At 70.7% G+C, this 26,892-nt stretch carries 17 protein-coding genes; 7 read left to right on the forward strand and 10 right to left on the reverse strand.

The window, feature by feature from the left end:
* Positions 1-35 precede the first annotated feature (35 nt).
* Positions 36-3,443, forward strand: coding sequence for a glycosylhydrolase-like jelly roll fold domain-containing protein (locus tag IE278_RS00355; protein WP_189767508.1), 3,408 nt, complete (start codon positions 36-38; stop codon positions 3,441-3,443).
* 67 nt (positions 3,444-3,510) lie between these two features.
* Positions 3,511-6,801: a family 78 glycoside hydrolase catalytic domain gene (locus tag IE278_RS00360; protein WP_189767509.1), complete on the forward strand. Its 3,291-nt coding sequence runs from the start codon at positions 3,511-3,513 to the stop codon at positions 6,799-6,801.
* 105 nt (positions 6,802-6,906) lie between these two features.
* On the opposite strand, the gene IE278_RS00365 is transcribed toward IE278_RS00360, so the two are convergent.
* The 3 genes from IE278_RS00365 to IE278_RS00375 all read right to left on the reverse strand — a co-directional run bounded on the left by IE278_RS00365 (position 6,907) and on the right by IE278_RS00375 (position 14,910).
* The gene (locus IE278_RS00365; protein ID WP_189767511.1) at positions 6,907-8,361 is read right to left on the reverse strand and encodes a glyceraldehyde-3-phosphate dehydrogenase; all 1,455 of its coding nucleotides are present in this window, start codon (positions 8,359-8,361) and stop codon (positions 6,907-6,909) included.
* A gap of 173 nt (positions 8,362-8,534) precedes the next feature.
* Positions 8,535-11,087, reverse strand: coding sequence for a discoidin domain-containing protein (locus IE278_RS00370; RefSeq protein ID WP_189768956.1), 2,553 nt, complete (start codon positions 11,085-11,087; stop codon positions 8,535-8,537).
* 634 nt (positions 11,088-11,721) lie between these two features.
* Complete coding sequence (locus IE278_RS00375; protein ID WP_189767513.1) at positions 11,722-14,910, reverse strand: AfsR/SARP family transcriptional regulator; 3,189 nt, start codon at positions 14,908-14,910, stop codon at positions 11,722-11,724.
* 335 nt (positions 14,911-15,245) lie between these two features.
* On the opposite strand from IE278_RS00375, the gene IE278_RS00380 reads away from it, so the two are divergent.
* Positions 15,246-16,502 (forward strand): hypothetical protein, encoded by a 1,257-nt coding sequence (locus IE278_RS00380; protein WP_189767516.1) that lies wholly within the window; start codon positions 15,246-15,248, stop codon positions 16,500-16,502.
* Positions 16,499-17,107 carry a transcriptional regulator gene (locus IE278_RS00385; protein WP_189767518.1) on the forward strand — a complete coding sequence of 203 codons (609 nt, stop codon included), beginning with the start codon at positions 16,499-16,501 and terminating at the stop codon, positions 17,105-17,107. The genes IE278_RS00380 and IE278_RS00385 overlap by 4 nt, the downstream gene beginning before the upstream one ends.
* On the opposite strand, the gene IE278_RS00390 is transcribed toward IE278_RS00385, so the two are convergent.
* Positions 17,011-19,194 carry an ATP-binding protein gene (locus IE278_RS00390; protein ID WP_246569643.1) on the reverse strand — a complete coding sequence of 728 codons (2,184 nt, stop codon included), beginning with the start codon at positions 19,192-19,194 and terminating at the stop codon, positions 17,011-17,013. The genes IE278_RS00385 and IE278_RS00390 overlap by 97 nt on opposite strands.
* Positions 19,195-19,387: 193 nt before the next feature.
* Between IE278_RS00390 and IE278_RS00395 the strand changes: the two genes are divergently transcribed.
* The gene (locus IE278_RS00395) at positions 19,388-20,629 is read left to right on the forward strand and encodes an aminotransferase class V-fold PLP-dependent enzyme (protein ID WP_189767522.1); all 1,242 of its coding nucleotides are present in this window, start codon (positions 19,388-19,390) and stop codon (positions 20,627-20,629) included.
* 48 nt (positions 20,630-20,677) lie between these two features.
* On the opposite strand, the gene IE278_RS00400 is transcribed toward IE278_RS00395, so the two are convergent.
* A complete protein-coding gene (locus IE278_RS00400) occupies positions 20,678-21,718 on the reverse strand; it encodes a YihY/virulence factor BrkB family protein (protein ID WP_189767524.1) in 1,041 nt (346 codons plus the stop codon).
* A 208-nt stretch (positions 21,719-21,926) separates the two neighbouring features.
* On the opposite strand from IE278_RS00400, the gene IE278_RS00405 reads away from it, so the two are divergent.
* Positions 21,927-22,382, forward strand: coding sequence for an SRPBCC family protein (locus IE278_RS00405; protein WP_189767526.1), 456 nt, complete (start codon positions 21,927-21,929; stop codon positions 22,380-22,382).
* 102 nt (positions 22,383-22,484) lie between these two features.
* On the forward strand, positions 22,485-23,345 hold the full coding sequence (locus IE278_RS00410; protein WP_189767528.1) for an alpha/beta fold hydrolase: 861 nt from the start codon (positions 22,485-22,487) through the stop codon (positions 23,343-23,345).
* Positions 23,346-23,412: 67 nt separating this feature from the next.
* Here the strand turns inward: IE278_RS00410 and IE278_RS00415 are convergent, their stop codons facing one another.
* The 5 genes from IE278_RS00415 to IE278_RS00435 form a co-directional block, all read right to left on the reverse strand.
* Positions 23,413-24,339 carry an anti-sigma factor RsbA family regulatory protein gene (locus IE278_RS00415; protein WP_189767529.1) on the reverse strand — a complete coding sequence of 309 codons (927 nt, stop codon included), beginning with the start codon at positions 24,337-24,339 and terminating at the stop codon, positions 23,413-23,415.
* On the reverse strand, positions 24,336-24,698 hold the full coding sequence (locus tag IE278_RS00420; RefSeq protein WP_246569645.1) for an STAS domain-containing protein: 363 nt from the start codon (positions 24,696-24,698) through the stop codon (positions 24,336-24,338). Before IE278_RS00420 ends, IE278_RS00415 begins: the two co-directional genes overlap by 4 nt.
* Positions 24,699-24,842: 144 nt before the next feature.
* The gene (locus tag IE278_RS00425) at positions 24,843-25,130 is read right to left on the reverse strand and encodes a zinc-ribbon domain-containing protein (protein WP_189767531.1); all 288 of its coding nucleotides are present in this window, start codon (positions 25,128-25,130) and stop codon (positions 24,843-24,845) included.
* 239 nt (positions 25,131-25,369) lie between these two features.
* A complete protein-coding gene (locus IE278_RS00430) occupies positions 25,370-25,831 on the reverse strand; it encodes a hypothetical protein (RefSeq protein WP_246569647.1) in 462 nt (153 codons plus the stop codon).
* 170 nt (positions 25,832-26,001) lie between these two features.
* Positions 26,002-26,892, reverse strand: a complete 891-nt coding sequence (locus IE278_RS00435) for an STM4011 family radical SAM protein (protein WP_189767533.1) — start codon at positions 26,890-26,892, stop codon at positions 26,002-26,004.

Here is a 26,892-nt window from a genome sequence, read left to right on the forward strand (position 1 = left end):
GCCCCGGTGCCCGCCGTTCACGCAGGAGTTCAACCATGTCTCACGACGACCTGTCCAGACGCCGCTTCGTCGCCGCGGCCGGTGCCGCGGGCACCGTTCTCGCGGTCGGCCTGCCCGACACAGCCCTCGCCGCCGGAGAAGCGGCCAAGGGCGCCGGCGCCACGGCCGCGAGCGCCGAACACACCTTCTCGGCCCAGCACTTCACCGACCCCCGGCGAGACAGCAGGCCGACCGTCTACTGGTACTGGAACGGGCCCGTCACCCGCGAACTCGTGGACCGGCAGATGGCCGACCTACGGGACAAGGGCATGTACGAGGTGGTGCTGTTCCCGTTCGACAACGCAGAGATGCAGCCGGTGTTCTTCACCGAGGAATGGTTCGACATCGTCGGCCACGTCCTGCGCACCGCGGAACGCACCGGCATGCGGGTGTGGCTGTTCAACGACGACCACTTCCCCAGTGGCCGCGCGGGGGAGTACATCGTCAAGGGCGGCACGGTCGGCTCCCGTACGTACCAGCCACGGCCCGAGCTGCGGCTGAAGGCACTCTGGCGCTCCACCACCGTCGTCGAGGGCCCCGCCACCGTCGACCTGCGCCGCAGCAGCGGGGTGGGCGTGGCCGCCGGACAACTGGTCGCCGACGCCGCCGTGCTCGACGGAGCGGCCGTACTGCGCGGCGGCGACGGGTGGACCGACTACACCGTCACCGGCAGCGCCAAGGCCGACCACACCGCGGCCGGTCTCGTCGTCCGGGCCTCCGCCGACGGACTCGACGGGTACGCCGTCACCTTCGACCAGACCGGAGTCGTCACCGTCCTGCGTCTCGCACGCGGCACGGACCCGGTCGAACTGCTCCGCAGCACCCGCACCGACGGCTTCAACAAGACCAAGTTCCACACGGTGGCCGTCACCGTCCGCGCGGGCACCCTGGCCGTCACCCTCGACGGCAAGGACAAGGGCACGGTCACCGACGACCGGTACGCGACCGGCGGGGCGGGCGTACGGGCCGTCGCCGACCAGCGTTCCCTGTGGGACAGTCTCACCGTCACGGCCGCCGACGGCACCACGCTCCACACCACGACCTTCGCCGACCCGGCCGACGCGGGGGACTTCCCCGAGCGCGCCCGCCTCGCCGCCGACGCCACGGCCGTCGCCGCCGCGGCCCGCCCCGTGGGCACCACCGACGCCGGCGAAGTCGTCGACCTGACCGCCCGGCTCAGCGGCGCACACACCTGGCAGGTCCCGGCCGGCCGCTGGCAGCTCGACCTGTTCGGCGGCTCCCCGCTCGTCGACGACACCCAGGGCTACAGCCGCAGTTACGTCGACCTGCTCGACGACGAGCCCGTGGAACTGTTCCTCGACATCGTGCCGGGCGAGTACCACCGCCGTTTCCGCCGCTACTTCGGCACGGTCGTCCCCGGCTTCTGGGACGACGAGCCGTTCTTCGCGTCGGCCGAGGCGCACTTCAAGCGCCTCCCCTGGTCGCCCACCCTCGACAAGGCACTGCGCGCGGTGGGCGTCGAGCCCGGTGTCGCCTACGCCGCCGCCTTCGACGACCTGGGCCGCGACGGCCGGATCGCCCGAGGCCGCTACTGGCAGGCCGTGTCCAACCGCTTCGCCCGCGCCTTCCAGAAGCAGGCCCGCTGGTACGAGCAGCGCGACGTCGCCCTCATCACCAACCCGCTCTACGACGAGACGGCCCCCGCCAAGCGCATCCCCTCCACCGGGGACCTCCACAAGGTCAATCAGTGGGCGCACGTGCCCGGCGGCGACATCATCACCGCGGAGTACGTGGCCGGTGAGCCCACCATGATTCCGCGCAACCCCGTGTCCGTCGCGCATCAAATGGGCCGGGAGCGGGCCCTGTTGGAGATGTTCGGCAACATGGGCTGGCAGGTCACGCCCGGCTTCGTGCACACGACCGTCGGCGCGCAGGCCGCCCGGGGCGTCAACCTGACCATCCTGCACGCCCTGTGGACCGACGAGGTCCGCGTCTACTTCCCGCCGCCGTTCGGCCCGCGCGCCCCCTGGTGGTGGGCGATGCGGCCGCTCGCCGAATGGATCGGCCGCGTGATGGAGGCCGGGCGCGGCACCTCAGGCGCCCGGACCGCCGTACTGCAGCCGCAGCGCGCCGCCGAGCAGTGGACCGGCACCGACCGTCAGGGCGAGGTCGACGGCGCGCTCGCCGACACCGCCTACGCGCTGGAGCGCGCCCAGGTCGACTTCGACCTCGTCCACGAGGGCGCCCTGACCGGCGACCCCGATCTGCTGAGCCACGCGAAGGTGCGGGGCGGCCGACTGGCCGTGGGCGCGGCCCGCTACGACCTGGTGGTGGTGCCCGTGACACCCACCCTGGACGTGGACTCCGTACGCACCCTCGCGGAATTCGCGCGCGCGGGTGGCACTGTCGTGGCCGTCGGCTCCCTCGCCGCCGAGGAGGCGGACCACAAGGACCGCTCCCTCGCCCGGGCCCTGACGGACCTGTTCGGCGAGCGGGTCCCCGGCCGCCGGACGGTCGGCCGCGGGCACGCCGTGCGTGTCGCCGACCCGACGGGCCTGCGCGACGCGGCCCACGAGGCCGGGGTGGCCGCGGCCGTGCTGGAGACACCCCAGGACGCGGTGCGCGTCATCCGGGTCCACCGCGGCGAGGACACCGCCTTCATCGTCAACAACGAGGGTGGCGACGATGTCGAGACGTCCATGACCCTCCCGGCCACCGGCGTCCCCGAGCTGTGGGACCCCGCGACGGGCAGCACCGGCACCGCCCCCGTGCACCGGAGCGGCAGGAACGGCGTCCAACTGCCCCTGACCCTGGAGCCGTACCAGACCAGGATCTTCGTCGTACGCCACGACGCACGGGCGGTCCCGCACCTGACGGCCTCACCACTGCCCGTCCTCACGGTCGAGCGGCACGGCAAGGGCCTGCGGGCGACGGTGGAGGCCTCGGCCCCCGGCAGCCACCGGTTCACCGGCACCGACGGTACGCACACCTACCGGGGCACGGCCCGTACCGACGACCCGCTGGAACCGGTCACCGTGGACGGCGACTGGACCCTCACCCTGGAACGCGAAGGCTCCACCCCGGTCACCGGCCCCCTGGGCAGCTGGGTCGAGCACGACCGTCTCTACTCCGGCAGCGGCACCTACACCAAGGACCTCGACGTCCAAGGGTCCCTGCTCGACGGGCACCGCGTCCTGCTCGACCTCGGCGACGTCCGTGACGTCGCGGCCGTCACCGTCAACGGCACCGCGCTCCCGCCGCTGCTGTGGGCGCCGTGGACCGTCGACATCACCCGGCTGGTCAAGGCGGGCCGCAACTCCCTCGCCGTCCGTGTGGCCAACACGCTCTCCAACGAGCGCAACAAACCCCTGCCGTCCGGCCTGCTCGGACCGGTGACCCTGCGCTTCCGACGCCACCTGACCGTCGACCTCACCCGCGACTGACCCTTTCGGACCACCTCCCGCACGCCCCACCCGCACGCCCCACCCGCCCGCACTTCATGGAGCCCTCATGCTCAGACCCCGTCCGCGACCGCGTCGCCGCAGCGGACACCGGCGGCCCGTACCCGTACTCCTCGCCGGACTGACCGCGTTCGCGACCGTCCTGGCCGGTGCCGTCACCGCCGACGCCACCACTGCCGGCAGCAGTGCCACCATCACCCCGGACCGGCTGCGCACCCAGCACCTGAGCCAGGCCCTGGGTATCGACGACACCACGCCCGACCTCAGCTGGGAGACCGAGGCCCGCGCCACGGACACCCGTCAGGCCGCCTACCGCGTCCAGGCGGCCAGTTCGCCGGAGCTGCTGCGCCGCGGCCGGCCCGACCTCTGGGACTCGGGCAAGGTCCGCTCGACGGTGCCGGAGACCACGTACGCGGGGAAGAAGCTCGGTTCCCGTGACCGCGTGTACTGGCGGGTCATGCTCTGGTCCTCGCACGGGCCGCGCGACTCCGGCTGGAGCGACACCGCCGTCTTCGAGACCGGCCTGACCCGGCAGTCGGACTGGAACACGGGCGCGAAAGCCGACTGGATCACGCACCCGGACTGGCGGCTCAGCGAGCGCACCGCCGAGCCCGTCGTCGTCAAGGTTCCCCGTACCACGGCCCGTTACGTACGGCTGGACGTGACGAAGCTGGGTCTGCCGCTGGAGGAGAACTTCCCCGAGCGCACCTGGCGGGTCCAGCTCGGCGAGATCGACGTACGTGACTCCGCCACCTCCACCACCGGCCTCGCCCGCGGCGCGGCGGTGACCGCCTCCGAGACCAACACCCTGCGCAAGACCTGGGAACCGGCCCTCGCCGTCGACGGCCTGCCCAACAGCGCCCTGCAGACCGCCGCCGGATACGCGAGCGCCGCCCACACGAGTGCCGATGTCTCCGGCGCACCCGTGGTGGTCACCCTCGACCTCAAGGCGGCGAAGACCTTCGACGAGGTGGCGCTGTACCCGCGCGCCGACGTCCTCACGGCGGACGGCCGCGTCCCCAACTTCCCGGTGGACTACGCCCTTTCGAGCGGCGACAGCGCCACCGGCCCGTTCACCGCACTCGCGGACGTGGCCGGGCAGAGGCCCCCGGAGCCCTATCTCCCGGCCGGACTGCCCCTGCTCACCGACGACTTCAAGCTGCCCGCAGGCGTGCGCGGCGCCCGTCTGTACATCGGCGGACTCGGTATCTACGACGCCACCCTCAACGGCGAACCGGTGGGCGACGCCGTCCTGGAACCCGCCAACACCGACTACGCGGAACGCGTCCAGTACGCCACCTACGACGTCACCGACCGCCTCAAGGCCGGCGCCAACACCCTCGGTGTGGCCCTCGGCAACGGCATGTCCAACGTCGTCAGCACCGCCGACCGCTACCGCAAGCTGTACGGCAACCTGAGCGACCCCAAGCTCATCGCCCGCCTTGAGGTGACCCTCGCCGACGGCAGCGTCCGTACCGTCACGAGCGGCGACGACTGGCGGACCACCCTCGGACCCACCACGTCCTCCAACTGGTACGGCGGCGAGGACTACGACGCCCGTCGCGAGACCGCCCACTGGGACGAGCCGGGCGGCGACCGACGTGACTGGGAGCGGGCCGTCGCGGTGTCCGGCCCCGGTAGAGCGGAGAAGCCCGCCGCGCTCAGCGCGCGCGAGACCGAACCCATCAGGGCCGTCGAGACCCTCAAGGGCAAGGAGGTCGCGGGCGCCGCGAACAGCAGGGTCTTCGACCTCGGCCGCAACATCGCCGGCTGGCCGGAGATCACCGTCAGCGCCCCCGCCGGCACGGCCGTGCGCGTCTACCCGGCCGAATCCCTCAAGGACGGTCACGCCTTCCAGTCCATCAGCAACGTCGGCGCACCCCTCTGGGACAGCTACACCACCCGGGGCGCCCGCACCGAGACCTGGCACCCGCGCTTCAGCTATCACGGCTTCCGCTACCTGGAGTTGAGGGGTGTGCCCGAGGGCGCGACCGTCACCGTACGCGGCAAGGTGCTGCGCACCGACAACACCTCGGCCGGAGACTTCAGCAGCTCCGACCCGCTCGTCAACGACATCCACTCGCTGATCCGCCGGGCCGTCGAGGGCAACATGATGAGCGTCCTCACCGACTGCCCCAGCCGGGAGAAGCTGGGCTGGCTGGAGCAGAACCAGCTCGTGTTCCCGGCGCTCGCGGGCAACTACGACATGCGCTCCTACCTGCGCAAGATCGTGCGCGACATGGCCGACGCGCAGACCACGGACGGGCTGATCCCCAGCACCGTGCCCGAGTACACCAGCCTGCCCGGCGCCTACCGCAACGACTCCAACTGGGGCGGCGCGTTCGTCCTCGTCCCCTGGCAGCTCTACACGACCTACGGCGACCGGGACACGATGGCCGCGTACTACCCGCGGATGCGGCAGTACGCCGACTTCCTCGGAACGCAGGTCTCCGGCGGCATCCTCGACTACGGGCTCGGCGACTGGTTCACCCCGGACCGCACCTTCCCGCGCGCGGTCGCCGGCACCTACGGCTACTGGCGCGTCGTCGACGCCCTGAGCAGGACAGCCGCCGTCCTCGGGGACGAGGAGGGGGCCGCCTCGTACCGGGCGAAGGCCGACGCGAGCGCGACCGCCCTCGCCGCCAAGTACTACGACTCCGCGACCGGCACCTTCGGCGGCGGAGGGCAGGGCGCCGAAGCCCTCGCCCTCGACATAGGCGCGTACCCGGCGGGGGAGAAGGACCGGCTGCTCGGCCACTTCACCGGCGCCGTCGAGAGCGCCGGACACCACCTGACGCTCGGCGAGATCTCCCTGCCCGCCGCGTTCCGGGTCCTGTCCACCAACGGCCGCGACGACATCGTCCACAAGATCGCCACGCAGACGACCAGCCCGAGCTACGGCTACCAGGTGCGCGCCGGCAACACCACGCTCGGCGAGTCATGGGACGGCGGCCCCGGCCAGTCGCAGAACCACTTCATGCTCGGCGCCATCGACTCCTGGTTCACCACCCGGGTCGCGGGCATCGGACAGACCGCCGACTCGGTCGGCTACTCCGAGCTGCTCATCGACCCGGCCGTCGAGGGCGACATGACCTCGGCGACCGGCTCGTACCGCACTCCGTACGGGGTCGCCCGGACCGGGTGGAAGCGGGACGGCGGCCGGTTCCGCCTGACCGTGGAGGTACCGGCGGGGAGCACGGCGGAGGTTCACGTTCCGCTGTTCGGCGCCGGTGGAAAGGCCCAGGCGCCCGCCGGGGCACGCCTGGTGCGTACGGACGAGGACGAGGCGGTGTACGAGATCGGGTCGGGCCGCTGGAGCTTCCGCTCGGCGGTTTCGTAACGCCGGGCGGTCTGCCGGCTGCCGTCCGACGGCACGACGAACGCGCACCCAGGTCATCGGCCCGGGTGCGCGTTCGTCGCGTACGTTCTCGGGTGGTCGCCGCGGTCAGACCGCCGGCGCCGGGTACGTCGGGTACTCGACCCCCGTCACATGCTGGACGACCCGGACGACCTGGCAGGAGTAGCCGAACTCGTTGTCGTACCAGAGGTAGAGGATCGCGTTGTCGCCGTCGACCTTGGTGGCTCCGGCGTCGACGATCGAGGCGTGGCGCGAGCCCATGAAGTCGCTGGAGACCGCGTCGGGGGCGGTGGTGAAGTCGATCTGCCGCTTCAGCGGCGAGGTCAGCGACACGTTCCGCAGATAGTCGAGGACTTCCCCGCGGGTGGTCTCACGGCCGAGCCGCAGGCTGAGGATCGCGATCGACACGTCCGGCACCGGCACCCTGATCGAGCTGCCGGTGATCGGCGCGTCGAGGTCGGGCAGCGCCTTGGCCACGGCGGAGGCCGCACCGGTCTCGGTGATCACCATGTTGAGCGGCGCCGAGCGGCCACGGCGGTCGGCCTTGTGGTAGTTGTCCAGCAGGTTCTGGTCGTTGGTGAACGAGTGGACGGTCTCCACGTGCCCGCGCAGGACCCCGTACTCGTCGGCCATCGCCTTCAGCGGCGGGACGATCGCGTTCGTGGTGCAGGACGCGCAGGACAGGATCCGCTCGTCCGGCTTGATCATGTCGTGGTTGACACCGTGCACGATGTTGGGCACGTCGCCCTTGCCCGGCGCGGTCAGCACGACCTTGTCGATGCCGGGGCGCAGATGCTGCGACAGGCCCTCGCGGTCGCGCCAGATGCCGGTGTTGTCGATGAGGACGGCGTCCTTGATGCCGTACGCCGTGTAGTCGACCTCCGACGGGTCGTTCGCGTAGATCACCTTGATCGCGTTGCCGTTGGCGAAGATCAGGCTGCTCGCCTCGTCGACGGTGATCGTGCCCTGGAACTGGCCGTGGATCGAGTCGCGGCGCAGCAGCGAGGCACGCTTGACGAGATCGTCGGCGGCCCGCTCACCGCCCCGGCGGACGACGACGGCCCGCAGACGCAGACCGTTCCCCGAGCCGGCCTTCTCGATGAGGAGCCGGGCGACCAGGCGGCCGATGCGGCCGAAGCCGTACAGGACGACATCGCGTCCCTCGCGGCTCTCGATCTTGTTGGCGCCGGTGGCCCCGGCGACGGCCTCGGCGGTGAAGGCCTCGACCGTGAGGCCGCGGTCGTCGTCGCGGTGCGTGGCGGCGAGCATCCCGATGTCGATCTGGGCGGGGCCGAGGTCGAGCGTGGTCAGTGCCCGCAGATAGGGCAGTGTCTCGGTGACCGACAGTTCCACTCCGGCGATCTGCCGGGCGAACCGGTGGGTCTTGAGGATGCTGACCACCGACTTGTTCACCAAGGAGCGGCTGTGCAGCAGGACGGTGACGTCCCGCTCGCGGTGCAGCTTCCCGATGATCGGGATCATCGATTCCGCGATCTCCTCGCGGTGCTTCCAGTTGGTGAACGAGTCGTCATTGACAGTCACAGGTTTATCTTTCGAGCTAGGCGGTGCTCATATGATAAACCGTCGATGATCTCGCCCCGCACGGGGTCCGCCCACATGCCTGTGGCCCGCCCGGTGGGCGGGCCACAGACACCTTTCAACCGCTCAGCGGCCCGTTGGCGGCCTGTTGCGGGAAGCCGACTGCGGGAAGCCGGCTAGGGGAAGCTGGTGATCTTCGACGGGATGGTGTCCGACCCCGAGGTCGGCGCACCCGTGTTGTTCACGACGTGCGCGTACTGCCCCTTCCCTCCCAGTGAGACGACCTGGATGCTGTGCAGCTTGATCCCCGACTTGACCGGCACCTGGAACCCGTGGTGCTGGACGATCGACGGATCGGACGTGAAGTTGCAGTAGCTGCCCAGACCCCAGGCCTCGTGGGTGTTGACGCTGTCGGCCACCTTGTAGGCGGCGTACCCGACGATGCCGTCATGGGTGATGGCGGCGGAGTTCGGCACGTCGTAGGCCTTCTCGTTCTGGAAGAAGATCGTCCGGCCGCGTTCACCGTTCCAGACCACGTCGTACTTGTTGAAGTGTTCGACGAACAGGCCCGTCGCGAGGACGTCGTCGCCGTTGACCTCAAGACCGTAGTCGGCGCGGTTGGTCTCCCAGCCGACGCCCTCACCGTGGTCCGCCCGCCAGATCCAGGTGTGGTCGATGATGGCGTCGTCGCTGTTGACGACCATCGAACGGGTGGCCAGGCCGGGACCGGCCCCGCCGATCCGGACGAACACGTCCTGCACGGTGGTCGGGTTGGCGGCGTGGTCGGCCGAGGAACCGGGCGCGCCGACCTGGAGCAGGGTGTCGGACTTGGCGGCACCGGCGTCGATGAGGAAGCCGGCCAGCCGGACCCCGTCGACGTCGGCGACATGCATCGCGTCCACGCCGTTGTCGGGAATGATCGTGGCCAGACCGAGCCCGAGGACGACGGTGTTGGCGCGGTTGACGTTGATGGTCTGGTCGAGGTGGTAGACGCCGGGCGTGAACAGGAGGTTGAGGCCCTGCGCCAGTGCCGCGTTGATGGTCGCGGCGGTCGCGCCGGGCTTCACCACGTAGAACTGGCTCAGCGGGAGCGAGGTGCCGCCCGCGTTCGCCGGCCAGGACACACCCCGGGCGTTCGTCCGCTTGCCGGGCACGAACACCTTGTAGTCGTTGCCGTCCAGGTACAGGAACGGCTTCTCACGCGAGATGGGCGTGGTCTCGAGCGTCGTGTACGGGCCGGTGTCGAAGTTCGTCGCCGGGGCGCCCTGCACCCCCGAGAACGTCATGTTCCAGACACCGTTGGTCCAGCCGCCGACCGAGCTCTCGCGGGTGTACCACTGCTGCTGGGAGTACGGACCGACCGTGCCGTCGATCTTCGAGTCGGCGATGTAGCCGCCGGACGCCCAGCCGTAGCCCGCCGGTGCGAGGTTGAGGCCGCCCTCGACGTGGATCCGGCGGAACGGCGCGGCCTGGGCCACCGCCCAGCGGTTCGTGCCGCTGACGGGCCTGATGGACAGGTTCTCCGCCGAACGCCAGAAGTTCTGGGTGGCGTTGCCGTTGAACCAGCCCGCGTCCACGGTGATGTCACCGTTGATCTTCACGTCGTCGGGGTTGAGGCCGAGTCCGGAGATCGAGGTGTAGAAGCCCAGTTGCGCGTTGATGCCGTTGTAGGTGCCCGGCTTCATCAGGAACTGGTAGCGGCCCGCGCCGAACTGGTTGGACTCCTGCTGGGTGAAGACCTGGTCGAACTTGGCTTGCAGGTTGGGGGTGTTCGGGTCCACGACGATGACGTTGGGACCGAGGTCGCCGCCGCCCTCGACGGGCGGGGTGCCGCCGCCGGTGCCGGTGTGCACCGCGACCTCCCACAGAGAGTAGCCGTAACCGGTGCCGCGGGCGGTCCCGTTGACGCGGACGTAGCGGCCCGAGCCGCTGACGTCGTAGGAGGCGGTCCCGCCGGTGCCGTTGGTGACGGACTTGAGCGTGGTCCAGCTCTGGCCGTCCGCCGAGGCCTGGACGGTGAAGTCCTTGCCGTAGGCGGCCTCCCAGTTCAGGTCGACCTTGCAGATGTCCTGGACCGAACCGAGGTCGACCCGTACCCACTGGGGGTCGGACGCCTGGCTGGACCAGCGGGTGCCCGTGTCGCCATCGAAGGCGGACGCGGCGGGCGTGCCCGCGTTCTCCGTGGAGGACGCGGTGGCGGGCTTGCCCTTGGCGGCGTTGGCCGTCGAGCAGGCGGCGGCCGGGGGGTTGCCGGTGCCGGAGGTGCCGAAGACCTGGAACTCCCAGAGGGAGTAGCCGTATTCGGTGGCGCGGGACACGCCCTGCATACGGACGTAGCGGCCCTGGCCGGAGACGTCGAGCGTGTCGGTGCCGCCGTCGCCGCCGGTGACGGACTTGACGTCGGTCCAGGAGCTGCCGTTGTCGGAGACCTGGATCTTGTAGTCCTTGCCGTAGGCCGCCTCCCAGTTGAGGACGACCTTGCTGAGGGTGGCCGAGGCCCCGAGGTCGACCTGGAGCCACTGGGCGTCGGTACGGGCCGACGACCACCGGGTGCCGGTGTCGCCGTCGACCGCGCCGGCGGCGGGGGTGCCGGCGTTCTCGTCGGAGGAGGAGGTGGCCGTTCTGCCTTGGGAGAGCGGTGCTTCGGCCGCGGCGGCCGGTAGCTGGGCGGGGATGGTGATGAGCGCGGCCGCCGTGGCGAGCGCGAACCCCAGGGATCTGAGCCGCAGACGTTGACGTCTCATACGTTGACTCCGTGCGGGTGTGGAGGGTGCGGGACGGACGGGAGGAACCCGATACCGGTGCGGTGACGCTTAGTTCAGGTGTTGATTTAAGTAATGAATCAACTACTCGGCAACCCGTCGGACACGACTTCTTTGCGGCGCTGTTCGCGGGCCGTGCGTCCAGGGAGAGGTCTTCGGCCGGGCGGGGCGCCCGCGTCAGGACATGAAAACTGTCCGGGAACGCCACCGGCCGCCGACGTGCGGCCGGTGGCCGGGGGCGGAGCGGTGGAGGCCCGTGGTCAGGCGGTTCGCGTCGCTGCCGGGCAGCGGAGGGCGTGACGCCGAACGGCCATTAGCACGTGCAGACGAGTCTCGAAAACCGGAACCGTGGCGATCACCGGGGCGGTACCTTGGCGCTGCCGCCACGCGATCATGCGCGTCGGCCCGGAGAGTAGTTCGACCTGCAAGGAGAGCCGTGCTTCACAAGTTCTACGTCGTTGCCCTCCCCCTCGCGCTCGCCGCCCACACGGCGCCGGTGGTGCTCCGCTGGATGTGGTGATCCCACCGCGGACCGTCGGCGACGGAGGCCGAGACCGGCCGGGGTCGACGGAGTGACAGGTGCCGGCTCCTGGGCGACCGCTCAGGAGCCGGTCGACCTGCGGCTGTTGAGGAATCGGAGCAGTTCCGCGGCCTCCGCCTCCGCGCCGAGGGCGCGGTACAGGGCGACGGCCTGTTCGCTGTGGTCGACCGTCCGGTCGGTGGCGCGAGGGGACAGGGACGCGATCCGCGCGAGTCCCGCGAGCGCGTGGGCGGAGCCCATGGGGAACTCGATGCGCTCAGCCACCTCAAGTGCCTGTTCATAGCCCTTGGCCGCGGTGTCGAGCCGTCCCGACTCGCGCTGGACGTCCGCCGCGGCGATCAACGCCCGCATGCGCTCGTACGGGTTGTCGATACGGGTGGCCACCTGCTCCGCCATCGTGAGATGCAGCAGCGCCTCGCCCCGGCGCCCCGACCGGGCATAGGCCGTCCCCATGCTGATCAGCACGTCGGCCTCGCCGAGGGCGTCGCCGCTGAATCGATGGGCCGCGAGCGCCTTCTTGAAGAAGCCGAGTGCCTGGTCCGTCTCGCCGACGGCCTGGTGCACCGCGCCGAGGTTGGTGTCGAGAATCGCCAGATCGACACGGCCGCCGTGCTGCCGCATCAGGACGCGCGACCTTTCGTAGCATTTCTGCGCATCGGCGTACTGCCCCTGGAGGAAGGCCAGTTCGCCGCGATTATTGAGGGCCTGGGCCAGCCCGTACGGGTCGGGCAGCTCCTCGTAGATGGCCTCCATGCCCTGGACCTTCCGCAGGGCCTCGTCGTAGTGCCCCGCGTAATACAGGACGATTCCCTGGACGTTGAGGCATTCGGCCTCGCCGTGCCGGTCACCCACCTCGCGGTACAGCGTCAGCGCCTGTTCCAGGACGCCCAGCGACGTGTCGCCGTGACCCGCCGCGAGATGGGCGCGGCCCGACTGGAAGAGGGCGTCGGCGCGGCCCTCCACCTGATGCAGGGCCTCGTGGATCGACAGGGCCTCGGTCGCACAGCGCAGGGCCGCACCATGGTTCCGCTGCGCCAGCAGGTCCGCGTGGTCGGTGAGGGTCCGGGCCAGCGCGGCACGATCGTCGGACGCGCGCAGGACCGGTACGGCCGCGTCGAAGAGTTCGGCCTCGATGTCCCACGCGCCCCACAGCTTGAGGGACCTGGCCAGCACGTGCGGGAACAGGGCCGCGTACTGAGGGTGCCCGGCGGCGGCCGTGCGCGCGACCGCGACGAGATTGGCGCGCTCCACGGTCAGCCACACCGACGCCCCGTCCGCGTCCGTGAACTCCGCCGCGGGGAGTGACCGGTCCTGTGCGGGGAGGTCCAGGTCGAGCACCCGGCGATGGGGGTGACAGAGCCGGTCGGCCTGGTACGCGGTGGTGAGGTGGTGGGCGATGAGACGGCCGACCGCGGCACGCCGGACCGCTTCCGGGTCCGTGCGCAGACATACCTGCGAGGCGTAGGCCCGGGTCAGATCGTGCAGCCGGTAACGGCCACGGACCGGCTCCTCCAGGAGGTTGGCGTCGATGAGTTCCTCGACGCATGGCTCCAGTGCCTCGGGTTCGCGTCCGAGATCCGCTCCGGCCAGCGCCGCGGCCGCCAGGAGGGTGATGTCGGAGCCCGGGTGCAGCGCGAGGCGCCGGAACAACTCCCGTGTGGGGGCGCTGAGTTCCGTGTACGAGAACCGGAACACCGCGCTGATCACCGCGTCGAACTCCTGGAGCGGACTCGTCGCATGGGCCAGCCGGTCGAGCAGATGCGGCAGGTCCCAGGAGTCCCGGTGCCGGAAGCGGCTCGCGAGGACCTGCACGGCCAGCGGATGACAGGCGCAGGCCTCCACGATCCGCCGCAGGCACTCCGGTTCACCGGCCACCCTCGACGCACCGACGATCCGGGTGAAGAGGGCCGCGGCCTCCTCCCGGGACAGGGTGTCCACGAACAGGTGGGCGGCGCCGTCCAGACCGACCAACCGGCTCCGTGTGGTCACGAGGACCCGGCAGGTGGGGGAGCCGGGCAGCAGAGGGCCGACCTGAGCGGCGTCCCGCACGTTGTCCAGGACCACGAGCACCCGGCGCCCTGCGGTCCACTCGCGCCACCTGGTCGCCCGCTCGTCCAGCGTCGCGGGCAGTTCACCGGACCGGCCGGTGGCGTGCAGCAGACCGGCCAGGGCGTCCGCCGGATCGAGCGGCCGCTGTCCGCTGTGGCCCCGCATGTCCACATAGAACTGGGAGTCCGGATACGCCGAGGACAACTGGTGCGCCGCATGGACCGCCAGGGCCGTCTTGCCGATACCGGGCATTCCGTGGATCACGGTCACCGGCAGAGCGGTCACCGACAGAGCTGTCGCCGTGCGCCTCCCGGCCATCGAATCGGCGAGCAGGATGCGCAGTTCACCAGCCCGCCCGGTGAAGTCAGGGATGTCCCGCGGCAGACAGTTGCGGGGCTGTGCCCGCGGGGCCGGATCGGGAGGACCTGGCTCCGTCCGCAGGAGGTCCCGGTCCTGTTCGAGCATGCGCAGGTGCAGCTGCCGCAGTTCCGCGGTCGGCTCGATGCCCTGGCTCTCGTGTAATCGCGCGCGGGTGTTCCGGTAGACGGCGAGCGCCTCGTCGTGACGTCCGGAGCGGTACAGGGCCAGCATCAGGGAACCGATCACCTGCTGGGCGAAGGGACTCTGGGAGGCGAGTTCCCGCAGCTCGCCCACGAGGTCCGCGTGACGGCCCAACTCCAGTTCCAGGCCGATCCGTTCCTCCCGGACCCGGCGGTGGTCCTCGATGAGCCGAGCACGTGCGGACTGCGCCCAGGAACTCTCGCTGAACTCGGTCAGGGGTTCACTGCGCCACAGCGCCTCGGCGGTCCGCAACAGCCCTATGGCCAGCGGTCGTTCACCTCGCGCCGCCGCGGCCAGCGCGTCCGAGCGCAGCCGCCGGAAGCGCAGCAGGTCGATGTCCTCCGGATCGGCGCGCAGTTGGTACAGCCGTGGGGAAGGCCGTTCCACGCCGACCCTGTCCTCGCCGACCGCCCGGCGCAGCCGCCCCCTGAGCCGCGAGATGTAACTCTGCAGCGTGTCCAGGGCCGTCAGGGGTGGTTCGCCGTCCCAGACCCGGTCCATCAGCGTGTTCGCCGACACCGGTTCACCACGGGCGTGGATCAGGGCGGCCAGCACTCTGCGTTCCTTCACGGAGCCGAGTTCGTGCTGTCGCTGGTCGTGCCAGAGTTCCAGAGGTCCCAGAGCAAGAAGTTCCACCATGCCCCCCGACGGGTGCGCTTCTTCCCACGGCCTTCGCTGATGCCTGTAAGCCTGCCCGTACGTCTCTTCGTACGGCTGTCCGTACGGCAGCCCGTACGTCTGTCCGTACGGGTGTGTGAGCCATACCACTGTTCTACGGCTGTGCCATGGAGTCAGGGGTGGGCACGCAGGCGCACCGAAGCGTGCCGGGCGCACGGAGGAGGGCTCCGTCGCCGTGCCACAGGAGTGCAGGATTCCTGCAAGCCCTCCGTCCAGCCCCGCGGGCATCCCTCTGCCATCGGCCGCGAAACTGCGCGGTCGCGAAGCGACGCAGGAAGAACCGGGGGATTTCAACGATGAGCGTGACAGTGCCGGAGCCGCAGTGGCGGCATGTGCCGGTGCGGCTGGATGTCGAGCGCTGGGCCACCCGCCGGACCCGCAGGCGGGTCCTGGTCGTGGTGCACACCGTGATCGCGGGCCAGCGCCTGCTCGACGCGATACGCCTGCTGGAAGGCGAGAGCCGGGTGCAGACGTTCTTCACCCAGGCACCCGACGTGTTCAGCAACGGGGTCAGTGAGTTCCTTGAACGGCTGGGAGGTCTCGTACTTCCCTGGAGCCAGGCGGTGCAGACAGGTTTCGACCTCGCTCTGGCCGCCGGCCACGGCAGCTTGCACGAACTGCACGCACCCGTGGTCGTCCTTCCCCACGGGGCCGGACACAACAAGGTCATCCACGTCGGGCAGCGCGGCAGGCCGGTGACGCAGCGCGGTGCCTACGGCTTCAGCAGGCAGAGGCTGGTACGGGACGGAGCCGTGGTGCCCGAGGCCATCGTGCTGGCCCACCACGAGGAACTGGCCAGGCTCGGCCGCGAATGCCCCGAGGCGCTGGCGGTCGCCGAAGTGGTGGGCGACCCGTGCTTCGACAGGATCGCCGCGAGTCTGGCCTCACGGGCCCTGTACCGGGAGGCCCTCGGGGTCGGGACACGGCAGCAACTGGTCCTCGCCTGCTCCACCTGGGGGCCCGACTCCCTGCTGGGGGAGGGGTGGGGCACCCTGGAGCGCCTGGTCACCGAACTTCCCGGGGACGAGTACCGGATCGCCGCACTTCTGCATCCGCATGTCTGGAACGCGCACGGCGACTGGCAGGTCCGTACATGGCTCGCCCATCTCGTGCGCTCCGGCCTGATCCTGGTCAGCCCGTACGAGGACTGGGCCGGAACGGTCGTCGCCGCCGACCACATCGTGGGCGATCACGGCTCGGTGACGCTCTACGGCGCGATGACCGGCGCGCCGCTGCTGATGGCGGGCCGCCCCGACGCACCCGTCGATCCGGGTTCACCGATGGCCGAGCTGATGTCGTTCGCCCCGCGGCTGCAGGGCGACCGTCCGGTGCGTCCGCAACTGAAACGGGGTTCCGCGTTCCGCGGTGCGCGGCGCTACGAGCGGGTCGCGGCCAGGATCACCTCCGAACCCGGCCGGTTCGCCCGCAGGATGCGTGCGCTGCTCTACCGCAAGCTCCATCTGCGGGCGCCGGCGGCCAGGACCACCACGGAACCGGCCCGACTTCCGCTGCCGGTGCGCTACGACGGACCGGGCAGCGTGGTGCCCCGATGACTGTCCTCGCCGTGCTGTCCCGGACGGCCGTGTCCGTGGCCCCGTACGACCGGCCTTCGTACGACGAGGCTGCATACGACCGGCCTACGTATGACCGAACGCCTCATGGCCGGGCTCCGTACGACGACGGTTCGGTGGTCCGGGTCCGGACCGTGTTGCTGATCCCGGATTCCGGGACGCTCTTCGTCGACGAGCACGTCAGGGTCCGGGCCTGCGCGCGGAACCGGTGGCCGGCGCTGGGCGATGTGCTGGTCGAGCGCGGTGAGGGGGCGTGGCAGGCCGTCCGGCTTGCCCTGTCCTGTCCGGGGGCGCTGGTCGTGGCCGTGCATCACGGCCCACGTTGCTGGATGCGGCTGGGCCCTGACGGCCGGATGCTCGTGCTCGAAGCGGGCGGTCCGGGACGGCCGGAGGGGTTCTGGGAGACCGTCGCCTCGCTGGCCCATTCCTGGCTCGTGGCCGGGTTGTCAGCGTCGGGCACCGACTCCGCGGCCGGCCACCTCCCGCGTGCTCACCTCTCGTCGGGCGGCTCGTCCTGCTCCAGCCGCCGGAGCCGGCACCGGGCCGCCTCGGCCTCGTCGGACCCGGACCGGCCCACGGAGGAATAGAGGTCCAGCGCCTCCCGGTAGTGGGTCCGGGCGAGATCTGTCCGTCCGCGTCGCTCGGAGACCTCAGCCAGGCTTCCGAGGGCGCGGGCCGTCTCGTAGTCCGCCGCCATGCCGCGCAGTGTCGCCAGGGCCGAGGACAGCAGGTCCCCCGCCTGGTCGAGCCGGTCCAGTACGAGATGCGCACGGCCCAGGAGCGTGGTCGCGCGCGCGGCGTTGTAGGTGTCGCCCGCATCGCGGAGCGTGGTGCGGGCGACACCGGCATGGCGGATCGCCTCCTCGGCCTGTCCGGTGGCGAGGGCGACATCGGCGAGGTTGAGCCCGGCGAGCCCGCCCGCCCGCTCGTCACCGTTCGCGGGTAACTCCGTGGCGGCCCGCGCGAAGTACGCGACGGCCTCGTCCGTACGCCCGAGCCGTTGCAGGGCGAGACCGCGGTAGTTGAGCGTGCGGGCCTGACCGAGCCGGTCACCGCGGCCGAGGAACAGCCGTGCCGCCTGCTCGAACATCTCCAGGGCGCGGTCGGGGTTCCCGGCGCCGAGTTCCCCGACACCGCCCGAGGTCAGCATGCGGCATTCGGCCGCCGTGTCCTCCAGGTCCCGTGCCGCCGCCAGCCCCTCCCGGTGCGCGGCACACCAGTCGTCGTAGAACTTGCGCCGCAGGAAGAGCGGCCACAACGCGTCGGCGAGCTGCCAGCAGACGGTGGGAAAGCCGGCGGACCGGGCCTGATGGATCACGGCCATCAGATTGGGGAGTTCACGCTCCAGCCAGTCCAGCGCGGCTTCGGAGCCGGGTCCCACGTCCGCGACGACCACGGAGGCCGAACCGTAGTCCCGGGCCATGGTCCGGTGCTGGGGATCGATGATCTCCTCGGCGCGCGTGGCGCTCGCCAGATAGTGATCGGCGATACGGCGCGCGGCTGCCGCACGTTCCTCAGGAGACTCGTCCTCCCTCGCCCGCGCGGCGGCGTGCAGTCGTACGAGATCGTGGAAGCGATGCCGTTCTCCCGCGGCATCGACGAGGAGGCTCGCCTCGTGGAGCACGTCCAGCGACCGCGCCGCCGCTCCCTCCGCTCCCTCCGTTCCCGCCGCTCCCTCCGTTCCCTCCGCGATGAGCAACGCCGAGGCCACCGGGGTGTCGAACTCCCGGCCGGGGTGCAGCCCCAGCAAGCGGTAGAGCCGGGCCGCCGAGGGCGGCAGTGCCTGGTACGACAGATCCAGTGCCGCTCGGACGTTGTGGTCGCCGTCGATGGCCAGTGCCTCCAGTCGCTGATGTTCCGCGGCCAGTGAGCGGACCATCGTGCCGATACTCCGCCCGGGGCGCGCCGCGAGCCGGGCGCCCGCGATACGGACGGCCAGCGGCAGCCCCGCGCACAACTCGACCAGGGCCTGCGCGTTCTCGGGCTCCTCGGCCACCCGCCCGTCCGCGAGGGTGTCCGTGAGCAGTTCGACGGCCGCGTCGGAGGCGAGTGGTTCCAGGTGGACGGGATAGCAGCCGTCGACGGTCAGCCCCGGCAGCCGTCTGCGGCTGGTCACCGCGGTGACGCTGCTGCCTCCGGGCAGCAACGGCCGGACCTGGGCCGCGGTCGCCGCGTCGTCGAGCAGGACGACCAGGCTCCGGTCGGCGGTCAACGACCGGTACATCACGGTTCGTTCGGCGAGCATCGTGGGGACCTGCTGTGCGGGAACGCCCAGGGCCCGCAGGAAACGCGCGAGTACCTCTCCCGGGTGCTCCGGCCCGTCGGGCGACTGAGCCCCCAGGTCGGCGTGGAGCTGGCCGCCCGGAAACTGACGGCGCAAGGTGTGGAGCCAGCTCAGCGCGACCGTGGTCTTGCCGACTCCGCCCAGTCCGCTGACCGCGGCCAGCGCCGGCCGCCCGTCCCGCGCGGCGCGGGCACGATGACGCTCCAGCGCCGCCAGCTCCGACGACCGGTCGACCACCCGTACGAGCGGGGGGAACTGCCACGGCGTCTGCCGGACGGAAGGAGTCGGCGCACCGATGTGGATACCACCGTGTACGGAGCCCGCCTGGACGACCGAGCCGTACACGTCGCCACGCAACTCGTTGTGCGACCTGTGCCCCTCGCTCGGCACCCGCGCCCTCCGCCCCGTGTACGTAAGCAGCAATGCCTTCGACGGATCCTTTCCGCGCAGAAGCTCGATATCCGCGGATCCGCGGATCGGCGGCTCACTTCCGGGGGAGGGCGCGTACGAGCTCGGGGGCTCGGGGAGCGCAGCGCGGGCATACGAAGGCATACGAGGGCCGCGCGGATGGAAACACACCGTCATGGAACCCACCAGCGTTGGACACGGCACCGTGGAGGACAGCAGCGTGGAACACCCCGGACTGGACATCGAGGCGCTCCGCGCGGAGACCCCCGGTACCGCGCACCGGGTGCACCTCAACAACGCGGGGGCCGGGCTGCTGTCCCGGCGGACCCTCGTGACGATGACCTCCCATCTGGAGCTGGAGGCGGAGATCGGCGGTTACGAGGCCGCCCGACAGGAACAGGACCGGATCGACGCCACCTACACGAGCATCGCCGAACTGGTCGGCGGGCAGTCCGACGAGATCGCGCTCTTCGACAACTCCACGCACGCGTGGAACGCCGGCTTCTACTCGATGGTCTTCAAACCGGGCGACCGGATCCTGACCGGCCGGGCGGAGTACGGCAGCAACGTGCTGGCGTACCTGCAGACCGCACGGCGTTCCGGCGCCGAGGTCGTGGTGGTCCCCGACGACGAGTCCGGCGGACTCGACACCACGGCGCTGGCCGCACTGATCGACGAGCGCACCAAACTCGTCGGCGTCACCCACATCCCCACCAGCGGCGGCCTGGTCAACCCCGCGCACGAGATCGGCCGGATCACCCGAGCCGCCGGCGTGCCGTTCCTGCTCGACGCCACCCAGTCCGTGGGGCAGTTTCCCGTCGACGTCACCCGGATCGGCTGCGACATGCTCAGCGCCACCGGCCGCAAGTTCCTGCGGGGACCACGCGGCACCGGCTTCCTGTGGGTCCGCCGCGAGGCCCTGGAGTACCTCGACCCGTTCGTCAGCGACATCCAGGCGGCCACCTGGGACGGCGACCGGGGCTTCACCTGGCACGCCGGCGCTCGGCGCTTCGAGAGCTGGGAAGCGAGCTACGCCAACGTCCTGGGGCTGGGAGTGGCCGCCCGCCAGGCCCTGGACCTGGGCATGGACCGGATCGGGGAGCGGGCCACCGCCCTCGGCGCGTATCTGCGCGACGCCCTCGACGCCCTGCCCGGCGTCACCACGTACGACCTCGGCCGGGTCCGGTGCGCCATCGTGACCGCGAAGGTCGACGGCGTGCCCACCGCGGACGTCGCCGCGGCGCTCGCGCGGCAGGGGATCAACGTGACGACGACCGTCCCCGAGCACACCCAGTTCGACACGGAGGTGCGGGACGTCCACCCCCTCGTACGCCTCTCACCGCACTACTACAACACGCATGCCGAACTGGACCGGGCCGTGGAGGCCGTCGCCGCACTCGCGCGCGCGGCCGGATGACCGGCCGCACGCCCTCGTTCCGTCCGACCCCCTAGTCCATGCGGCCCCTCATTCCATGCGGCGCTGCTCCTCGTCGCTCCAGGCGCGGGTGTCCCGGGGCGGAACATAGGGCTCCTCGGTGTCCGGCATGCCGCCCGCGATGGCGCGCTGCCGTGCCATCTCGGAGTCGAACTCCAGCCCGAGAAGGATCGCGATGTTGCTGATCCACAGCCAGATCAGGAAGACGATGACACCGGCGAGCGTGCCGTAGGTCTTGTTGTACGAGCCGAAGTTGGCCACGTAGAACGCGAACCCGGCCGAGGCGATCATCCAGATCAGCAGGGCCAGCACGCTACCGGGAGTGATCCACTTGAAACCGCGGCCCTTCACGTTCGGTGTCGCCCAGTAGAGAAGGGCGATCATGATCGTGACGAGCACCACCAGCACCGGCCACTTCGCGATCGACCACACCGTCAGGGCCGTGTCTCCGATTCCCAGCGCGCCGCCCGCCTGGCGGGCCAGACCACCGGTGAACACCACGATCAGCGCGCTGATCACCGTCAGTACCAGGAGCACGACGGTCACGCCCACGCGGATCGGCAGCACCTTCCAGACGGGGCGTCCCTCCGGCATGTCGTAGACGGCGTTGGCGGAGCGGATGAAGGCCGCCACATAGCCGGAGGCCGACCACACGGCGAGCACGACACCGACCAGGGCCATGACGGAGCCGATGCCGCCCCGGCCCTGCAGCTGCGTCACCGCGTCGCTGATGATGTCCCGTGCGGAGCCGGGAGTCAGTTTCTTGAGGTTGTCCAGGACCTCCTGCGTCGCCGACTTGCCGGCGATGCCCAGGAGCGAGACCAGGAGCAGCAGCGCCGGGAACAGCGAGAGCACCCCGTAGTACGTCAGTGCCGCGGCCCTGTCGGCCAGCTCGTCGTCCTGGAACTCCTTGACCGTGCCTTTCAGAACGGCCAGCCACGACCGCTTCGGCAACTCGTGGAGCTTGTCCGGTGCCCGCTCCTCTATCTCCTCCGCCGGGCCCGGAGTCTGCTCCTGCTGCGCGGACCCCGACGTCGTGACGCCGTGATCGGATTTCGATGTCCTTGCCATACCCGCCGGGTATCCCGCCCCGCCCCGCCCATGCGCGGTCCGCGGCGGACGCGGACGGCGGCCACGACCGGAAGAGATGACCTTTGACGAGAAACGATGGCTTCGCCGGGTTGTAGGCGGACGTTCATCGGGTACCCGGCGCGCCGAGACGAGATCCACAGGGCAGAACCCCCTGCTCCGTGGCCATTCAGTGGAAAGGAGCCGACTGATGAGCACGGTCAAGGAAGCGGTCGAGGTCGAGGTCCCCGTCAGCGTCGCCTACAACCAGTGGACCCAGTTCGAGGAGTTCCCCAAGTTCATGGAGGGCGTCGAGGAGATCAGGCAGGTCGACGACCGCCACAACCACTGGACCACCAAGATCGGTGGGGTGAAGCGCGAGTTCGACACGGAGATCGTCGACCAGTTCCCCGACGAGCGGATCACCTGGCGCACCACCAGCGGTGACACCAAGCAGAAGGGCACCGTCAGCTTCCAGCGGCTGGACGACACGCATACGCGGGTCCAGCTCGTGATGGACGTGGAGCCGACCGGGGCGGCCGAGAAGGCCGCCGACCTGACGGGGACGATCGACCGCCGGGTCAAGGGCGACATGCGCCGCTTCAAGGAGTACATCGAGCAGCACGGCGCGTCCGGTTCCTGGCGCGGCCGCATCACACCGGGCTGACCACACCACACCGCACCGCGTCCGGTGCGGAGCGGGGACGCGACCGGAGCGGCAGGGCGGACGACCTGAGCGGCAGCAGCGACGAACCGGGAGGCCGGACCGATGTTCGAGGGTTTCGCATCCGAGGTGGTCCGGCTCCCGGAGTCGTCCGCCTTCGTCCGCCACGGCGGCGAGGGACCGCCCGTCGTCCTGCTGCACGGCCACCCCAGGACCTCCGCGACCTGGCACCGGGTCGCTCCCCGACTGGTCGAGCGGGGCTTCACCGTCGTCTGCCCCGACCTGCGGGGATACGGCCGCTCGCGTGGTCCGGCGTTCACCGCCGACCACGCGGGTTACACCAAGCGTGTCGTCGCCCAGGACGTGGTGGCGGTCATGCGCTCCCTCGGCCATGAGCGGTTCATGCTGGCCGGGCACGACCGCGGAGGCAGTGTCGCGCTGCGTCTGGTCCTCGATCACCCCGAGGCGGTCCGGCGCGTGGCGCTGATCGACTGCCTTCCCCTGAGCGAGCATCTGTCCCGTATCACCGCGAAGTTCGCCACCCAGTGGTGGCACTGGTTCTTCTTCGCGCAGCCGGACATCCCCGAGCGGGTCATCAACGCCGATCCGGACAGCTGGTACCACGGTGATCCGCGGAGCATGGGGCAGGAGAACCACGACGAGTGGCGCGCAGCCGTGCGCGACCCGGACGTGGTCCGGGCGATGCTGGAGGACTACCGGGCGGGTCTGACCATCGACAGGGGTCACGAGGAGGCCGACCGGGCCGCCGGACGGCGGATCACGTGCCCCGCGCTGGCGCTCTGGTCGCTCCGGGACGACCTGGAGGACCTCTACGGCGACCCGCTGAAGATCTGGGCCGACTGGGCCCCCGACGTACGCGGCCACGGAATCGACTCCGGCCACCACGTCGCCGAACAGGCCCCCGAGGAACTGGCCGAGTCGTTGGGTGACTTCTTCCAGGGCTGACCTGGCCGCCTGCCTGAAGGCCGACCACTCGGGGGCGCACCCCCGAGTGGTCGGCCTTCAGTCGACCTCAGCAGTCGACGTAACAGCGGATGACCGTGCCGTCGGGCCCGGTGTGCACCCGGACCAGATCGGTGAGGTAGTTCACCAGCAGCAGCCCCCGGCCGCCCACTTGCGCGGGCGGGGAGGGGCGCCGCCCGGCGAGGGGATCCTTCAGCTGCCCCCCGTCGCGCACCTCGCACACCACCTGGCCGTTCTCGGCCCACACATACACCGTGCCCGTACCACCGCCGTGCACCACACTGTTGGTGGTCAGCTCGGCGACGACCAGCGCCAGGTCGTCCAGCCGGACACCGGAGAGACCGAACCGGGTGGCCCGCTCGGCCACGAAGTACCGGGCAGCCGGCAGTTCGTCCGCGCCGAAGGCGTAACCTTCCGCCGCCTCCGCGATCGGCAGGGGTTCGTTGTACCGCTCGACCACCCGCTCGGGCGCGTAGGACGGGCTGTTCCGCTGCCGGCCCTCGGAGATCACGACGGGATGGGTCGCGTACGCGTCGGTCAGCGCCTGCTCACTGAGCCCCGCCTCGTCGTACGGACACAGGATCGTCGCGTCCCGGCCCTCGAACGCGCTGTTGATCAGTGCCTCGTGCTGGACGCAGGCCGGGTACTCCACGCCGCTGCGATCGGGCCATATCGGCTCGCCGATGATCCGCACGCGCGAGGTCGGGTGGGCGTCGGCGAAGACGCGCAGCACCTTGGGGATGATCCGGCCGGGGTTGCGTCCCGCCTGCGTCATGTCGATGAAGCGCACATCCGTCGCGGCGTCGCCCAGGGCGGAGCGCAGGATGTCCAGCTTCGGGCCGGGCACGGCGACCGCCACCGGTTCGCCGGCCGCCAGACCCTCGCGGATGAACGGCACGGTGCCGTCCACGTACTCCTCCTCGCCCCGGTAGAACAGGGCGGGATGCACGAACAACTCGGTGGAGGGGGCCGTCATCGTGCCACCACCTCGACGCCCCGCAGGCCGGGCCAGAACATGTCCAGTACCCGTCCCATGGCGGCAGGCGGCTGTTCGATCATGATGCGACGTCCTTCGGGAAGACCTTGAGCCGCCACTGCGAGGGCGGAGACACCGGCGACGTCGACGAAGGTGACCGCCGAGAGTTCCAAGTGGCACACCTCCACATCCTCCAGAGCCAGCCGGTCCAGCGTCCGTTCCCAGGCGATGCGCGTGGCCAGACTGACCTCACCCGCGGCCTGCCAGCCCGTCCGGTCCGACAGGGGGCGCACCTGAAGGGTGCCCGTGGACCGCGCGGACGACACGTCCGGCGGGTCCGCCTCCCACGCTCTGTCCACGCTGACCACCTCTGGAGTGTCGTCGTTTCCACCCCAGTATTCCCTCTGCGCACCCCGCGCGAAGCCACCGGGGCAGGGAAGATCCGATCGGGTGCGGTCAGGGCCGGACGGGCTCACCGCGTCCCCGGCCCGGCCGGTGGACGATCAGCCCTGATAGGGCTGCTGGTGCGGCTGCTGCTGGCCGTGCGGCTGACCGCTCGCGCCCTGCACCTGCAACTGCTCCGCCTGCTCCTTGCCGATCTTGTGCTGTGCGCCGCAGAAGGTGCACTGGGTCGCGTACTTCGTCGAGACGGGGAACAGCGGGACGAAGAACAGGGTGAACTTCGTGACGCGTTTGCTGAGCGTGTGCGCGGCGGGGTTGCCGCACTGGCCGCACACCAGCGTCAGTATCGCCAACTGGTAGAGATATCCCTTGGTGCCAAAGATGATCATGTGGTGGATCCTTTCGGGACGAGCGGTGTCCGGCGGCGCGGTGCCGGTGAGCGGAGGGGCGCTCACCGGTCACGGTCTCGTGTCCCAGTCTGCTGCACGAGGGCGTGCACGGCCGACGGCACTCCCGGTGTCCCGGAACCGTGGGTGCCGCTCGGCGGCCGGGTGGGCCGCCCACCCGGGTGGGCGAACCTGCGGCCGGACGCCGAGCGGCATGGCACGGGGCGGTGCGGGACGGGAGGTCAGATGCCCATGGAGGCCATCTCGATCGCCGACCGGTAGTTCGCCGCCGCGGTCACCACGCACGCGCGGTACGTGCGGTTGTCCTTCACGGCGAGGAAATAGTCCTTGAGGTTCTTCCAGTAGTTGAGCAGGTATCCGACGCCCGGGACGAAGCCGGCCGGCCGGGGCACGAGGGCGAAGGCCTCGGAACACCGGAGGATCTCCCCGGTCGCGGTGGAGAGCACGTCGGCGACCTCGGGGTTCATGTTCCAGCCTGCCGCCAGGTCCGCGTTCCAGATCGCCGCGGCCACCTCGCGCAGATGAGCCTCCTCCTCGGGGGTGAAGCTGCTCTGGCCGAACGCCGCCTCCGCCGCCGCGGCCGGGGGTGTCTGGGTCGCGGCCGAGGCCGCGGTGCCCGAGACGCCGAGGAAGAGTACGGCCGCCGTGAGTGCCGCCGCGTACGTGACCTGTCTGCCGCCCATGCTGATCGGTCCCCTCTGTGGATGTGTCCGAAGACTGCTGCCCGGAGCCCGCTGCCCGGGGCGGACCGACGCTGTCATGTGCCACGCAAAGGGGTCAACGGCGACATCCTGCCAGCCGAGCCAGCCGCGGCCGAAGCGCGCTGCTTGACGGCAGGACAACCAACGGCACGTCAGTCACGCCCAGTTGTGGCGATGAGGGGCAGGAGCGGGCGGTCGGGGAGGGCGGGCGGCACACGTTCCAGAATCCCGCCCGCGAACACGTCGTACAGCGGCAGTGTCTCCAGGTGGACATATCCGATGTGGCAGTCGCACAGCTCCTTGGGGCAGGCCCTGGGGCCGAGCGCGGCACGGTAGGAACCGTCGTAGAGGTTGCCCAGTTCCGTGCGCACGAAATGGCAGCGGCGCACCGTGCCCGCACCGTCGACCGACAGGACCGACTCGCCGGTGCGGCAGGGCATGCCCGCCGACCGGTGCGGGTGCCGGCTGAAGGGGAAGAGCGGGTCCAGCTCCGTCCACTCGGCGGCCTGCGCGTCCGTATAGGTGTGTCCCTCGGCGGCGTTCACCCACAGGTAGACGTGCGACGGCAGTTCCGCGCGCAGCCGTCGCGCGTGTTCCAGGTGGTCGGGCACGCCGACGATCCCGACGCTGAAACGGACACCGAGGCCGGCCAGGGTGTGCGTCTTGGCGAGGAAGCGTTCGTACGGTGTCTGGCCGGGGTGGTAGGTGCACCACAGGGCGACGGTGTCGAGGTCCGCGTCCTTCAGCCAGTCGGTCCGGCAGCTCAGATTGGTCTGGATGGCGACCCGTTGGATGTGCGGCTGGTGCGAGAGTTCCACGAGGGCGCGGCGGTACCAGGAGCGCACCAGCCCCTCGCCCCACGGGGTGAACAGGACCGAGAGACGGTCCTGGCGCTGTTCGTGCGCCCAGGCGGTGAACCGCTCAAGGGCCGTGCGGTCGGCGCGCAGTTGGGCCGTGGAGTCCCGCCGCTTCGCGAACGGGCAGTAGGGGCAGTCGTAGTCGCAGGAGGAAAGGGGGCCGCGGTACAGCAGGGTGAGGTCCAC

The sequence above is a fragment of the Streptomyces tauricus genome (assembly GCF_014650955.1).
In the GTDB taxonomy this organism is placed as follows: domain Bacteria; phylum Actinomycetota; class Actinomycetes; order Streptomycetales; family Streptomycetaceae; genus Streptomyces; species Streptomyces tauricus.